Source organism: Variovorax sp. VNK109 (assembly GCF_049445855.1).
Taxonomy (GTDB): Bacteria; Pseudomonadota; Gammaproteobacteria; order Burkholderiales; family Burkholderiaceae_C; genus JAGOCV01.
In genome coordinates, this window is sequence record NZ_JBMSDV010000002.1 from 221598 (window position 1) to 236296 (window position 14699).

The following is a 14699-nucleotide window of genomic DNA, read 5'->3' on the forward strand; positions in this document are numbered from 1 at the left end:
TACGGAACGGGGCCTCGCGGCCCCGTTTTCTTTTGCAGATGCCATGACAGACCAGTCGATCTGGCAGACCAGCCGCTTTCGGATTTCGCTCGGCACGCCCCGCGTGATGGGCATCGTCAACGTGACGCCCGATTCCTTCTCGGACGGCGGGCGTCACGCCAGCACCGCCGCTGCGCTGGCGCACTGTGAACAATTGCTGCGCGATGGCGCGGATATCCTGGACATCGGCGGCGAGTCGACGCGGCCCGGCAGTCCGGCGGTGGAACTGGACGAAGAGCTTGCACGCGTGCTGCCGGTGGTGCAGGGGGCGGTGAAATTCGGCGTGCCGCTTTCCGTCGATACCTACAAGCCTGAAGTCATGCGCGCCGTGCTGGACGCCGGCGCGGACATCGTCAACGACATCTGGGCGTTGCGCCGGCCCGGCGCACGCGAGGCAGTCGCCGGCCACCCGGGCTGCGGCGTGTGCCTGATGCACATGCACCGCGACCCGCAGACCATGCAGGTCGCGCCGATGGAGGGTGAGGTGGTGCCTGGGGTGGTCGATTTCCTGCGCGGACAGGCGAGGGCGCTGCGAGACCTGGGTGTGGCTGCCAGCCGCATCGTGCTCGACCCCGGTGTCGGCTTCGGCAAGACCGTTGCGCAGAACTTCTCATTGCTGGCGCGCCAGCAGGAAATCCTGGCCGCCGGATACCCGATACTTGCGGGCTGGTCGCGCAAGTCGTCACTTGGGGCGGTGACGGGCCTGGAGGTGGGCGACCGTATGCCGCCCAGCGTGGCGGCAGCGGTGCTCGCGGTCGATCGCGGTGCGCGCATCGTGCGCGTGCACGACGTGCGCGAGACGGTGGCAGCGCTGAAGGTCTGGCGGGCCATGCAGGACCATTGCCAGACCCCGACACGGCGTGCGAGAGAAAAAGGAAGAAAGACAGACAGATGACCCGCAAATATTTCGGCACTGACGGCATCCGCGGCACCGTGGGGCAGCCGCCCATCACACCGGACTTCGTGCTGCGACTGGCGCACGCGGTCGGGCGCGTGCTCAAGCGGACCGAGTCCCGCCCGACGGTGCTCATCGGCAAGGACACGCGCATCTCCGGCTATATGCTCGAAAGCGCACTCGAATCCGGCTTCAACTCGGCAGGTGTCGACGTGGTGCTGCTCGGCCCGTTGCCCACGCCCGGCGTGGCCTACCTCACGCGTGCGCAGCGTGCGAGCCTGGGCGTGGTGATCAGCGCCAGCCACAACGCTTTCCCGGACAACGGCATCAAGTTCTTCAGCGCGCAGGGCAGCAAGCTCGACGATGCATGGGAAGCCGCGGTGGAGGCCGCGCTCGAGGAAGCCCCTGTGTGGGCCGACTCTTCCGAGATCGGCAAGGCGCGCCGGCTCGACGACGCAGCAGGGCGCTACATCGAGTTCTGCAAAAGTACGTTCTCCACCGACCTCACGCTGCGAGGCCTCAAGATCGTGGTGGACGGCGCGCATGGCGCTGCGTATCACATCGCACCCAAGGTATTCCATGAACTGGGCGCCGAAGTGGTGGCCATCGGCTGTGCGCCGGACGGACTGAACATCAACCACGAAGTCGGCGCGACGCATCCTGACGCGCTCGTGCGTGCCGTGAAAGCCAACCATGCCGACTACGGCATCGCGCTCGATGGCGACGCCGACCGGCTGCAGATGGTGGACGCGACGGGCCGCTTGTTCAACGGCGACGAGCTGCTTTATCTGCTCGCGGCCGATCGCCTCGCGCGCGACGAAGTCGTGCCCGGGGTGGTGGGCACGCTCATGACCAACATGGCGGTGGAAGTGGCGTTGCAATCGCGCGGCGTGAAGTTCGTGCGCGCGCGCGTGGGCGACCGCTATGTGCTGGAAGAACTCGAGAAGCACAAGTGGCTACTCGGCGGCGAAGGCTCGGGCCACCTGCTCGCGCTGGACAAGCACACGACGGGTGACGGTCTCGTCAGCGCGTTGCAGGTGCTGCAGGCCTGCGTGCGCAGCGGGCAGACCATGGGGCAGCTACTTCGTGGCGTGAATCTTTTCCCGCAGACACTCGTCAACGTGCGCCTTCATCCGGGGCAGGACTGGAAGTCCAACGAGCGGCTCATGGAAGAAACGAAAGCCGTGGAGGCCGAGCTCGGCAATGCGGGTCGCGTGTTGATCCGCGCCAGTGGGACCGAGCCGGTGGTTCGTGTGATGGTGGAGGCGGCCGACGCCGCGCGCGCAGCGCAGGGCGCGCAGCGCCTGGCCGATGTGGTGAAAGCGTCATGAGTACCGGACCTGCTTCCGTCGTCGGTCTTCATCTGAGCGGCACGCACAGTTTCAGCAAGCAGGCGCAAAAGAAGTTGTCGCTGATCGAAGGCATCGGCATCGAGGGAGACGCGCACGCCGGCGTGACGGTGAAGCACCGCTCGCGCGTGGCACGCAACCCGAACCAACCCAACCTGCGACAGGTGCACCTGATGCACGCCGAACTGTTCGACGAACTCGCGGGTAAGGGATTTGCCGTGAAGCCCGGCGATCTGGGCGAGAACATCACCACGCAAGGGCTGGACCTGCTTGCGCTGCCGAGCGGGACACGCCTGCGCATCGGGAACTCGGTGCTCGTGCAACTCACGGGTCTGCGCAATCCGTGCGCGCAGATCGACCGTTTCCAGTCGGGCCTCATGCACGCGGTGCTCGATCGCACGCCCGAAGGCGGACTGGTGCGCAAGGCAGGCGTGATGGGCGTCGTCCTGAATGGCGGCGATGTGATGCAAGGCGACGCGATCCAGGTCGAACTGCCGGTCGGGCCGCACCGTCCGCTGGAGCCCGTCTGATTGTGGAGCAGCCGAACGACATCGTCATCCGGCGCGCAGACTATGCGGACGTTGCCGACGCCATGGCCATTGTTTCGATGCTGGATGTGTACGCGCGGGACACGGCTGGAGGCGGCGCGCCGCTGAAAGAGTTTGCAAGGCTGAACCTCGTCCCGGAGCTCGCGAAGCGTTCGCAGGCCTTCAGCGTCATCGCGTGGCTGGGAGGCGATGCCGTGGGCCTTGTGAACTGTTTCGAAGGCTTCTCGACATTCGCTGCGCGCCCGCTTGTCAATGTGCACGACGTCATCGTTTCACCGGCGCATCGCGGGCAGGGCGTTGCACAGCGCATGCTGGCGGAGGTAGAGCGCATGGCGCGCGGGCGCGGTGCCTGCAAGCTCACGCTCGAAGTGCTCCAGGGCAACACCAGCGCCATGCGCGTCTATGAGCGCGTGGGCTTTGCCGGCTACGTGCTCGATCCCGCCATGGGCCAGGCCACCTTCATGCAGAAGTGGCTGGACTGAGCCCCGGCCCCTAGCGTTTCGGCTTGCCGCCCAGTGTGCGGAGCCGGCCCGGCGTCCAGCCGCTTTCCACCCAGTGCGGATGCGCCGCGAGCAGGGCCCTGTCACGGTCTGCCGCGTGTGACGATGAACGGGCGGCCACTGCCTCCTCGCCCTGCATGCGCAATGCGGGCCATGCCGACACCTGGATCGGCACTGCCTGCTCACCCGACTGCAAAGGCACGAACAATGTGCCTGACTGGATGACGTGCAGCGACGGCGCGATGCCATTGATGTCACGCAGTTGTTCCGCCGTCGTGTTGTGACGCGCAGCGAATGCGGCCAGGCGTTCGTTGGCGCGCGCCTGCGACGGCTTGAGTTGCATGATGGCCAGCGACCCGTCGTCCTTCACCTGCAGGCCGCTCGCCAGCCTTGCTGCGCGGTGCTCTGGCATCCAGATGGACTGGCCCTGCGTGACCACTTGCCGCAGTGCGCCTGCATTGAGGTTCAGCAGCTCGGGCAATGGCATGCCGGAAGCGCGAGCAATGCTTGCGAGATCCGCATCGCGGTCGATGGAAATGCGCACCACGCGGGGAGAGCTGTCCACGGCAGGCAACGTCAGGCCGAACGCTGGCGCGTTATAGACGACGTCGCGCACGGCGATGAAACGCGGCACGTACGCACGCGTCTCTGCGGGCAGCCAGCGCGAGATGCTGGTGAAGTCCTGTCCCGCGCCCGCTGCGCGCGCCTGCGACAACGCGCGTGCCACGCAACCTTCACCGCAGTTGTAGCCGGCCAGCGCGAGGTGCCAGTTGCCGAACATGCGATAGAGATCGCCCAGATAGTCGAGCGCGGCATTCGTGGCGGCGAAGACATCGCGCCGGTCGTCGCGCAGCCAGTTGCGCTGCAGCCCGTAGCGCCGACCTGTCTCGGGAATGAATTGCCACACGCCGGCGGCGGCGGCCGGCGAAAGCGCGCGTGGCTCGAATGCGCTTTCGATCACCGGCAACAACGCCAGGTCCGCCGGCATGTTGCGCTGCACAAGTTGCTGGGCGATGTGTGGCAGATACGGTGCGCCGCGTTGTGTGGCACGCGCAAGGAAGTCGGGCCGGGTGCCGTACGCGCGATGGAATTCCGCGACAGTTTCGACCGGGAGCGGCGGCACGGCGAAGCCGCTGCGAAGGCGCGTCCAGAACTCGGCCGGCGCCACGGCAGCCACGGATGATGGCGCGGATGGTGCCAGCGCCCGGGCATCCGCCGTGTTTGCGGTGGCAGTCGCCTCAGCAAGCGGTGGCAGCGGGGCCGGCGCTACTGCTTGCGATGGCACCGTGCGCGTCGGCAGCGCAGGAACTTCATTGGGGTCGTCGTGGATCGTGGGCAGCCTGGCGCCCAGCACGTATTCGGGTCGCGATGGGGCGCAGCCCCACAGCAGCGAGGCGGCGAAAAAGCCGAGGAGTGTGCGCGAGAGCGCGCGGCTCAGATCCCGGAGCAACAACTCAGAGGCGTTCGCGCAGTGCAGCATTGCGTGCCTGCAGCGCGTTGGCCAGCTGGATGGCGATCATGTACTGGATCTGGTGGGCCACACGCGGCACCGACTTCTTCAACAGTGCATAGCCTTCACGCGAAAATTCCAGCGCGATGGAGGGCTCGAGTGCCACGGCGGTGGTGCTGATGGACAGGCCATCCATCAGCGAGAGCAGGTTGAACATCTCGCCGGAGCAGACTTCGGTCGCACTCAGCGTGGTCTTCAGCAACTGGTCGTGGTGGAACACGCGCACGCGGCCCGTGACGACGAGATAAGTCGATTCGCCAGGCTCGGTTTCACTGGAGAAACGATGGCCTTCGGGAAATTCGTAGAGGCGCGAACTTGCGACGAATGCATCGAGTTCCGACTCGCTGAAACGCTCGAATGCAGGCAGGTCCTGGAGGAAAGGCAGCAGGGTCATGACAGTTCCGTGTGAAGGGTTCAGGCCGGGGCCGTGGCGCGAAGACGCGAGGCCAGCGTTTCGGAGAACAACTCCAGCAAGGCAGGGCCGGTGTCGTCGGACATCAACAGGCCTTCGAGCGGCTGGTGCATCAGCTTGAATGTCGACATGCGTTGCGATGCCTGCACGGTGGAGCTTGCGATCATCTCGCGCGACAGCACGGAGATTTCACCGAGCAACGCCCCCGCGCCGATCTTGCCCAGCGGCACGGTGCGGTCGTCCTTCTCGACGAAGATTTCTGCTTCGCCGGAGAGCACGAAGTACACCGCATCTGTTGGCATCCGGTCACGGAATACATTGCGGCCCGGATGGAAGTCCACGCGGCTCACGTTCTGCATGAGATGTTCCGCGCCGTCCTTCGAGAGACGCGTGAACAACTGGGGAAAAACCTTCTGGAAATCTGCGCGATCGGTCGTGTCTGACATCGGTTTCTGACTCCAAATTCCTGCCAACTTCGGCACACCGTTATGTAACACACGCCCCTGTCACAAGAAGTGATGACATTACATCGAGTTGCATGTGTTATTCTCAAAATTCTAGTAGATGCACCCGGTTGGCGATAGCCCAGACGACGTGAATTTACTCGCATCCAGTCGCATATTCACCGCTGTTCCAGAGTGATTGCGAGGTCCTTGTTGACGAGGGGAATCCAATGCTGAGAGCAGTTGTCCGGGTTGGTTTGTGTCTGCCGCTGCTGGTGGCCCTGTCTGCCCAGGCAGGCAATCTCGAAGATGGCCTGAAAGCCGTTCGCGACGGCAACTATGCAGAGGCCCATCGCCTCTGGTCTGCAGACAGCAACAATCCGCAGTCGCAGAACAACCTCGGTGTGCTGTACGAAAAGGGTTGGGGCGTTACCGCCAACCTCACGACGGCGCGCGACTGGTATCTCAAGTCGGCGCAGGCCGGCAATCGCGATGCGCAATACAACGTGGCCGTGCTCTACGACCGCGGCATCAACGGTGTCCAGACCCCGACCGAGGCCGTGCGCTGGTACGAGATCGCCGTGCGCAACGGCAACCGCGGCGCCATGAACAACCTCGCCGTTCTGAAGGAAACCGGCCGCGGCACGCCGAAGGACCCGCAGGGCGCCGTTGCACTCTACCGCCGCGCGGCCGGTCTGGGTCTCGCGAAGGCACAGAACAACCTCGGGGTCGTCTACGAAAAGGGCGTGCTTGCACCCAAGGACGAAGTCGCCGCCGCCGGTCTTTACCGCGCTGCAGCAGAGCAGGGCTATGCACCTGCGCAAAACAACCTGGGTGTGCTGTACGGCACGGGCCGTGGCGTTCAGCGCAGCTATGTCGATGCGGCGTACTGGTTCTCGCTGTCGGCCGAGTCTGGCAACAAGAATGGCGTGACCAACCGCGATGCCGCCGTGCGCCGCCTTCAGCCCGCAGAACGCGACGAACTGACGCGCCGCCTGGCGCAACCCCGCCGCGCGGCCAACTCCTGATCCTGCGGCCGCATGACCATGCAGAGCCAGCCATCCCTTCAAACGGATGGCGTCCAATCCTGCCGCGTGCGCGGCATCGCGTTGGCCATTGCGCCGATGCTGGCAGGCCTGGCCTGCAGCGTCGCGCACGCCCAGCCGGTGCCGACTCCGGGTGCGATCCAGGACACGGTGCCGGGCTCACGCGTTCCTTCGTTCTCCAATCCCGCTGAAGTCATCTTCCCGCGCAACGCGCCGGCCATCCAGCGCGCAGAGACACGGCGCTTCCTCGTCAGCGGCTTCACTTTCACCGGCAACACGGTGTTCAGCGAAGCATTGCTGCGCCGCATGGTGGAGCGTTATCTGGACATGCAGCTCACGCTCGCCGAGCTCGACCGCATTGCCGACTTCATCACGACCTACTACCGCGAGAACGGCTACACCGTGGCGCGCGCCTTCATTCCCGCGCAGCGCGTGGAGGACGGGCTCGTCACCATCCAGATCATCGAAGGCACGGTGGAGTCCGTGGCGTTCAAGGGACAGGGCCGCTATCGCAAGTCGATGCTGGAGCCGTACCTGCAGCCGCTGCTGGAAGGCACGCCGCGCGCACTGGTGACCGACGAAGTGCTCGAGCGCCAGTTGCTGCTGCTCAACGACCTGCCGGGCCTGCGCGCGCGCGCCACGCTCGCGCCGGGCCAGCAGTTCGGCACGACCGCCGTGGAAGTGGAAACGCAGGAGCGCTTCGTGGGCGTTTCGCTCGGGGCGAACAACAGCGGCAAGCGCGAGATCGGTGCCAATCGCGTCGATGCCGGCTTCGACATCTTCAACCCCCTGACGCTGGGCGACCATTTCAACATCCGTGCGATGCGGTCCGAGGACAACCTCTTCCGCTACAACCGGCTGGCCTATTCGGTGCCCATCGGGCACGACGGCATCCGCATCGCGTTCTCGCGCACCGCGACGGACTATGACCTGGCCGGCGCGTTCGCGCCGCTCGGCATTTCGGGCCAGGTGCGTAGCGCTGATGCCACGATTTCCTATCCCTTCGTGCGGTCGCGGGCGAAAAATGTCATGGGTGCGCTGCAATGGCGCGAGACGACCACCCGGCAGAACGTGTTGGGTCTACCATTTTCGGAAGCGAAACTCCCGTTGCTGACCGCCTCGGTCTATGCGAGCCGCGTGGGCTCGGACTCCTCGGCCACGGCTCTGAGCGTGGCGATGTCGACCAATATGGTCAGCAAGGGAACGGATGCCACAGGCGCGCAGAACCGGGACTTCGTGAAGGTGGACGGCGAACTGACCTACCTCACCGGCGCAACGCGCAACTGGGACTTCTATTTCAGGGGCCGTGGTGTGGTGGCGAACGAGCTTTTGCCCGACACGGAAAAGTTCTCCATCGGCGGGCCGGACAGTGTGCGGGGTTACCAGTCGTCGTCCCTGCGTGGCGATGTCGGCTACCTGCTCACTCTGGAGTTGCGCAGGCAGTGGATGGTGGCGGGCACGCCGGGATATCTCTCCGTCTTCGGCGATATCGGTGGTGTGCGCAACAAGGGGTTCCTGGGTTTCGACCGGCTGTCTTCCGTCGGTGCGGGGCTCACGCACTACCTGGGCAACAAGGGGCAGGTGAAGGTGGAGTACGCGAGGCCGCTGCTGAAAGTGCTGGGTCGCGACACCAAACCGAAGTTGTGGGCTTCCATGACATTGGCGTTCTGAATGACTGAGGAATGACATGTTGAATGTGCAAGGATCATCTGTAAGGCAACCGTCGGCACTGCGCCCGATCGCTGTTGCCGTTGCACTGGCCCTTGCTGTCATGGCCGCGCGCCCGCGCGCCGATGTGCTGCCCACCGCACCCAACGTCATTGCGGGCTCCGCCTCCGTCACGCAAACGGCGACGCAGCAGACCATCAACCAGCATTCCGACAAGGCCATCATCAACTGGGGTTCGTTCTCCATCGGCTCGAATGCCGCCGTGAGCTTCGTGCAACCGTCGTCGTCCAGCGTCGTGCTCAACCGCGTGGTGGGTAGCGATCCGTCGAACCTGTTGGGGTCCATGTCGGCCAATGGCCACGTATTCCTGGTGAACCCGAACGGCGTGTTCTTCGGTGTCGGATCGCGCATCGACACCGGGGGTCTCGTGGCCACCACCATGTCCATCTCGGACAACGATTTCCTCAACGGCTACTACAGCTTCACGCGTGGCGGCAGCGGCTCGGTGGAGAACGCCGGCACCATCACCATCCGCGACGGTGGCTATGCGCTGCTGGCAGCAGACAGCGTGCGCAACACGGCGACGGGCCGGATCAACGCGCCGGGCAGCAGCGTGATGCTGGCATCGGCAGACCGCGTCACCATCGATACGCGACCTGACGGCCTTGTGGGCTTCTCCGTGCAGGGCGATGCCGTGCGCGCCGTGGCACGTGTGGAGAACGCCGGTGTCATCGCGGCGGACGGCGGGCAGATCGCGCTCTCCGCACGCGGCGCGCGCGAGCTCACCGGCATGGTGGTGAACAACAGCGGCGTGCTGCGCGCATCGAGCATCGAAGAGCGCGACGGCGTCGTGATCCTCTCCGCCTCGTCGGGCGTGACGCAGTCCACCGGCGAAATCCAGGCCTCGGGCGCGCGCGGCGGCCTGATCGAAGTGACCAATGCGAGCGGCACTGCAGCGCTTGCTGGCAGCGCGATCGCGCGCGGCAGCGACGGCGCCGGCGGCCGCATCGTCGTGGCAGGCGTGCAGACCGGCCTGATGGACGGCGCCGTGGTCGATGCCAGCGGCGCCTCGGGCGGCACGGTGCGAGTGGGCGGTGAGTACCGCGGCGGCGAGATCGCATCGCGCGGCGGTATCAACGTCGTCTCCGACTACACCTATGTCGCCGGCTCAGCCAGGATCCGTGCGGACGGCACGGCGGGACAGGGCGGCTCGGCAGTCGTGTGGGCCGACAACTCCACGCGCTTCGACGGTTCGATTTCCGCGACGGGCTCTGGTACCGGCCGCGGCGGCGATGCGGAAGTCTCGGGCAAGGAATACCTTGCGTTCAACGGTACGGCGGATCTGCGCTCGGCGTCGGGTGTGCGGGGCACGCTGCTGCTGGATCCGACGCGTATCACCATCACCAATGAGGATGCCTCGACGCCGGAAGCCCCGACGGGATCGCTGGACGACGGCTTCACGGGCACCATCATGGCTGGCGCTGCAGGCGGTGATACCAGCACGATTTCGCGTGGCAAGCTGCAGGAAATTGGCGCTAACACCGACATCCTGCTGGAAGCGGCGGACCGCATCACGCTGGGCAACTTCGGTGGCGGCACGATGCAGTTCAACCAGAACGGTGGTGCTGACGGCGGCCACGTCACGCTGCGCACGACCAATGCCGGCAGCAGCATCGTGTTCGCCAACGCGGCCGACACCATGGCCACGTCCGGTGGTGACCTGACGCTGCAATCGGCAGGCAGCATTGCGGTCGGGCGCCTCGACTCGAACGGCGGCGCGGTCAACCTGACGGCGGTGACGTCGATTTCCAATGGCCAGATCGAGTCGAACAACGGCAACGTGTCGTTGTCCGCCGGTACTTCGATCTCCACGGGCGCGATCAATGCCGGAGACGGCAACATCCTGCTGTCCGGCACGACGACGATCAACAACACCGGTGTGCTCGAGACGAACAACACGCTCAATTACAACGGCAACAACACGGCCACGGTGACCCAGGGTGCCCGCATCGTGGCCAATGAAGTCAGCATCGTCAATGCGCCGTCGGTCAACCTGACCAACACCAGCAATGATGTAGACATCATCAGCGCTTCCACGAACGGTGGCTCGCTGCAGTTCAGGTCGAACAACGACCTCACCGTCAACAACGTGACGGTGAACGGTGGTTCTGCGTCGGTGAACATCGCGTCCAACAACAAGGTGACGGTTGCAGGTACTGTTTCTGCAACATCCACCAGTTCGGCTACCGTCGCGCTCACCGGCGGCCATGATGTCCAGGTCAATGGCAACGTCAGCGCCACGGCGTCCAATGGCGGCGCTGGCATCAGCATTTCAGGCCGGCAGGTCACGACGACGGGCGCGCTGACCTCCAGTGCGACCAACGGCACTGCAGCGGTTTCGCTTGCCAGCACCCACGATCTTTCAGTCGGCGCCGTCACGGCCAGCAGTGCAGCCGGCGCAGCCATCAACATCGGCGGCACCGATTTCGACGCCGACAAGGTCACCCTGACCGGAGCCTTGTCGGCCACGGGTTCGGCGACCGGCGCTGCATCGATCAACGTCAGGGCCAACAACGGCATCCAGGCGTCGGGCGTGAATATCACTGCCACGGGAGGTGGCGGAGCCGGGGTCGAAGCAGCATCCGTGCGACTCAAGGCGACGGGCGGCAACATCAGCCACACCGGCACGCTCCGTGCAACCGACCAGGGCGGCGTGATCGCCGCTGCGCAGACCACCCACTACGGCCTTGTCGACGTCGAGGCCACGCAGGGTTCTGCTTCCATCGGCTCTATCAACGTGCAATCGGCGGAAGGCCGGGGCCAGGTCAACCTCGGCGGCAAGCACGGTGTGACCATCGCCTCCGGCAGCGGCATCGTCGTGAGCGCAGCTTCGCAGCCGGGCGTGCTGATCAATGCCGCGCTCGGCGATGGCGGCAACGGCGACCTCAATCTCACGGGCGCCAACATCCAGGTCACGCAGACGAAGGAGCGGCAAGTGGTTGGCGATGACGGCTCGATCAGCTACGTCGACGTCAACAAGACGGTGGAGAACGCCGGCGGCATCGGTGTGTACGGCCGCAACGTCACCGTCGATAACCTCACGTTGAGTTCGTCTGCAGTTCGCGCCGGCGGCGTGGCCGCGGTGCCGCTGTACGGCATCGGCATCACGGCCGACAACAACATCACCATCAACGGTCTGGTGTCTTCGTACTCACTTTCGGGCATCGCGGTCAACACCAATGGCGACGGCTGGGTGAAGACCGAGGGCTCGGGACTGCTGCGCGGAAACCAGCTCGCCCTGGCGGGCGATCGCGATGAAGGCTACTTCCGCGTCAAGACGGACATCAGCACGCTCTCCATCCTGGGCGGCCGCATGGCCGACGTGGACAACAGTGCGCATGGCGCCGGCCAGTTGCGTGTGGTGCTTGCCGGTGCGCTGACCGACGAGACGACCAACCCCTACAACGGCGAAGTGGTGCCGGCCGTTACCAAGCCGGTGGGTGCGCTGCGCATCACGTCCAGCAACATCTATATCCAGGCGCTGGACAACCGCTCGAACAATTCCTACCTGATCGACGGCACGCGCACGGACAACACGGCCACACCACGCCAGGACCTGATCTTCATCGCCGACAAGATCGAGGCGTCGCCCAATTCGCTCTTCACCAAGGCCGACACCTACGCGCAGTTCCGCCCGCTGGACGCGAACCGTGGTGTGCAGGTGGCCTACGCCATGCCTGGTGCCCCCGATCCGAGTCTCACGTACTACATCGGCGGGCCCAGCGGCATCCTGAACATGCTGAACCCCGAAGCCACCCTGATGATCGGCGGCGACGACTACAACGGCAACATCAGCATCGGCACGCTCAACAACAACCCGGACCAGATGAGCCTGGGCAAGATGGACCTGTATTTCGTCACCACGGCGAGGGTCTACAACTACCTGAACTCCAGCGGCGGTGCGCCGACTTACTGGACGACTGGCGTCGGCACCAGCGCACCGTACCAGGTGCCCGTGTCCGCCGTGCCCTGCGTGCAGGGCGTGGCCTGCCTGCCGCGCATGACGCAGGGCAAGATCTACATCCGCGATTCGTACAACATGGGTACGAACGACAACCCGCAGTACCGCAACGTCGTCATCAACGGCACGGGCAGCGGCACGGGTGGCAGTCTGCCGCCCGACACGACGGGCAGTGGCGACGACGGTGGCGGCGGTGACGATGAAGGCGGCGGTGGCCCGACGACCCCGGGCAGCAGCGGCAACGGTTCCGAGCCGGGTGGACCGAACGCGCCGCCGGAAGGTCCGGACGGCGGTGGCAATGCCGAGAACACCGATCCGGGCGGCGAAGGCACCACCACGGTGGTCAACAACCCCACGCAGTCCACCGGCAATCCTGACGGCCAGCCCGGTAACCAGCCCAACCCGTCCGATCCGCCCGACACGACAGGGCAGGTGCCCGACAACACGTCGGACGACGACGACCCGATCGAATCGGGCGGTGTGTTCACGGGCAACCCGACCGATCCGGACGACCCGGTCATCACCAACCCGACGCCGAACGATCCCGACCCGGACGGTCCGGTCCTGAGCGAGCCGGACCCCGACCCGAACCCCAATCCGGAAGGTCCTGAAGTCACCGACCCGACGCCGTCCGATCCCGATCCGGATGGTCCGGTCCTGAGCGGCCCGGATCCAGACCCCAATCCGGAAGGTCCCGAAGTCACCGGTCCCACGCCGTCCGACCCCGATCCGGACGGCCCGGAGCTGAGCGGCCCCAATCCTGACCCGACACCGAACGATCCGAATCCGCAAGGCCCGGACATCGGCGGTCCTTCGCCTTCCGATCCGGATGATCCGACCGATCCGGATCCAGGTCCGATCTTCTCTGGCAATCCGACACCGACACCGGGCGACCCCGAGACGCCGACGGATACCGGCACTCCGGGCACGCCTGCGCCGGGCGCCAATCCGTCAGATCCGACGGACCCGACCGATCCCAACCCGGGCCCGGATTTCAGCGGCGACCCGACCACGCCGAACGACCCGGGCAATCCGCCGGATACGCAGACGGGCGACAACACGCCCGGGAACAACCCGCCTGTCAACAATCCGCCTGGCAACGCCAACAACCCCGGCACGCCTGACGGCGATGGTCCCGGCCCGGTCACCGAAGGCCCCGGCCCCGACGACGGTGGCGATTTCAGTGGCAACCCGCCTCCGGGAAGCAATGACCCCGGGAACGTCAATCCGGGCACGGAAACCGCAAACAACAATCCGGGCACCTCGACACCGGGTGACAACACCGGCAACACGCCTGGCAATACGCCTGGCAATACACCCGGAAGTACCGACAACAACAACGACAACGGTTTCACCGGCGGCGCCACACCGGGCAACACCCCGTCGACCCCGAATGCACCGGGCGATTCGGGCGACGGCGGTGTGTTCGCGGGCAACGACCCCTCGCCAACGGGCGACAGCCCGACCAACACCGCAGATGGCGGCACGCCCGGAAACCAGGGCGCCACCGGTACGACGAACTCGGGTACGACGAACAGTTCCGGCAACACGAACACCAGCAATACGAACAACGGGTCCACTGACGTCGCCGGCAACAACAACGACAACGGCAACAACGGTTTCACCGGCGGCGCGTCCGGCGATGCCTCGTCGTCCGGATCGGAGGGCAGCAGCCTTGCCGACGGCAGCAACCAGAACAACCAGGGCAGCAGCGACCAGGCCGGCAGCAGCAACAACCAGTCGGGCGGAGGCGGGCAGGGCAGCGGCGGTTCCGGTAGTGGCTCCGGCAGCAGTTCGTCGTCCGAATTCGCCGGTGGTGCATCGGGTGGTGCGGCCGGTGCCAATGACGACGACGGTTCTTCGACGTCTTCGTCGCAGACCGCGTCCTCTTCTTCGGGCAGCAACAACAACGCCGGCGGCCAGCAGCAGGCGACAGGCCAGTCCCGGTCGGCAGAAAGTACGCGCAACGAGCCACCGCCGTGCGAAGACGAATCACAAAGCACGCGCAATGTGACGCGTGCCGGTCAATCCAACTCGGATCTGATCCAGCTGCGGGGCTCCGGCACTCGCCTGCGGCCGGCAGAAGGAAGTCTCGCGCAGCAACGTGTTTCGTGCGCGAGCAAGGTGTCCCAAAAATAAGAAAAAGGCGACGTTACAAAAGAACACGTTTTAGGGGTTCGATGCTACGATCGCTGCGTTTTTCAGAGGAAGAACAACAGGAAAGAGGCTCTCGCGCCGGACGGAAATCAAGCGGTTGAACCGCCGGCA

10 protein-coding genes are annotated in these 14699 nt (G+C 65.4%); 7 read left to right on the forward strand and 3 right to left on the reverse strand.

Features of this window, described 5'->3' with window-relative positions:
- The first annotated feature begins 43 nt into the window (after window positions 1-43).
- The 4 genes from folP to ACO2Q9_RS08615 all read left to right on the forward strand — a co-directional run bounded on the left by folP (window position 44) and on the right by ACO2Q9_RS08615 (window position 3313).
- Window positions 44-934 carry a dihydropteroate synthase gene (folP, locus tag ACO2Q9_RS08600; RefSeq protein ID WP_423310258.1) on the forward strand — a complete coding sequence of 297 codons (891 nt, stop codon included), beginning with the start codon at window positions 44-46 and terminating at the stop codon, window positions 932-934.
- The gene (gene glmM / locus ACO2Q9_RS08605) at window positions 931-2265 is read left to right on the forward strand and encodes a phosphoglucosamine mutase (RefSeq protein WP_423310260.1); all 1335 of its coding nucleotides are present in this window, start codon (window positions 931-933) and stop codon (window positions 2263-2265) included. The genes folP and glmM overlap by 4 nt, the downstream gene beginning before the upstream one ends.
- Entirely contained in the window at window positions 2262-2813 is a 552-nt protein-coding gene (locus tag ACO2Q9_RS08610) for an MOSC domain-containing protein (RefSeq protein WP_423310262.1), read from the forward strand. Before glmM ends, ACO2Q9_RS08610 begins: the two co-directional genes overlap by 4 nt.
- A 62-nt stretch (window positions 2814-2875) precedes the next feature.
- Complete coding sequence (locus ACO2Q9_RS08615) at window positions 2876-3313, forward strand: GNAT family N-acetyltransferase (protein ID WP_423311222.1); 438 nt, start codon at window positions 2876-2878, stop codon at window positions 3311-3313.
- A gap of 10 nt (window positions 3314-3323) precedes the next feature.
- Here ACO2Q9_RS08615 and ACO2Q9_RS08620 read toward each other — a convergent pair whose 3' ends face one another.
- Genes ACO2Q9_RS08620 through ACO2Q9_RS08630 form a run of 3 tightly spaced genes read right to left on the reverse strand, consistent with a single transcriptional unit; the run spans window position 3324 to window position 5699 of the window.
- The gene (locus ACO2Q9_RS08620; protein WP_423310264.1) at window positions 3324-4784 is read right to left on the reverse strand and encodes a transglycosylase SLT domain-containing protein; all 1461 of its coding nucleotides are present in this window, start codon (window positions 4782-4784) and stop codon (window positions 3324-3326) included.
- A 1-nt stretch (window position 4785) separates the two neighbouring features.
- Window positions 4786-5235 carry a Crp/Fnr family transcriptional regulator gene (locus ACO2Q9_RS08625; protein WP_423310266.1) on the reverse strand — a complete coding sequence of 150 codons (450 nt, stop codon included), beginning with the start codon at window positions 5233-5235 and terminating at the stop codon, window positions 4786-4788.
- A gap of 20 nt (window positions 5236-5255) precedes the next feature.
- Window positions 5256-5699, reverse strand: a complete 444-nt coding sequence (locus ACO2Q9_RS08630; RefSeq protein ID WP_423310268.1) for a cyclic nucleotide-binding domain-containing protein — start codon at window positions 5697-5699, stop codon at window positions 5256-5258.
- 227 nt (window positions 5700-5926) lie between these two features.
- Here ACO2Q9_RS08630 and ACO2Q9_RS08635 point away from each other — a divergent pair, with 227 nt between their 5' ends.
- The 3 genes from ACO2Q9_RS08635 to ACO2Q9_RS08645 all read left to right on the forward strand — a co-directional run bounded on the left by ACO2Q9_RS08635 (window position 5927) and on the right by ACO2Q9_RS08645 (window position 14570).
- Window positions 5927-6724 carry a tetratricopeptide repeat protein gene (locus ACO2Q9_RS08635; RefSeq protein WP_423310270.1) on the forward strand — a complete coding sequence of 266 codons (798 nt, stop codon included), beginning with the start codon at window positions 5927-5929 and terminating at the stop codon, window positions 6722-6724.
- 12 nt (window positions 6725-6736) lie between these two features.
- Complete coding sequence (locus ACO2Q9_RS08640) at window positions 6737-8413, forward strand: ShlB/FhaC/HecB family hemolysin secretion/activation protein (RefSeq protein ID WP_423310272.1); 1677 nt, start codon at window positions 6737-6739, stop codon at window positions 8411-8413.
- A gap of 100 nt (window positions 8414-8513) precedes the next feature.
- Window positions 8514-14570, forward strand: coding sequence for a filamentous hemagglutinin N-terminal domain-containing protein (locus tag ACO2Q9_RS08645; RefSeq protein WP_423310274.1), 6057 nt, complete (start codon window positions 8514-8516; stop codon window positions 14568-14570).
- The last annotated feature ends 129 nt before the right edge of the window (window positions 14571-14699 follow it).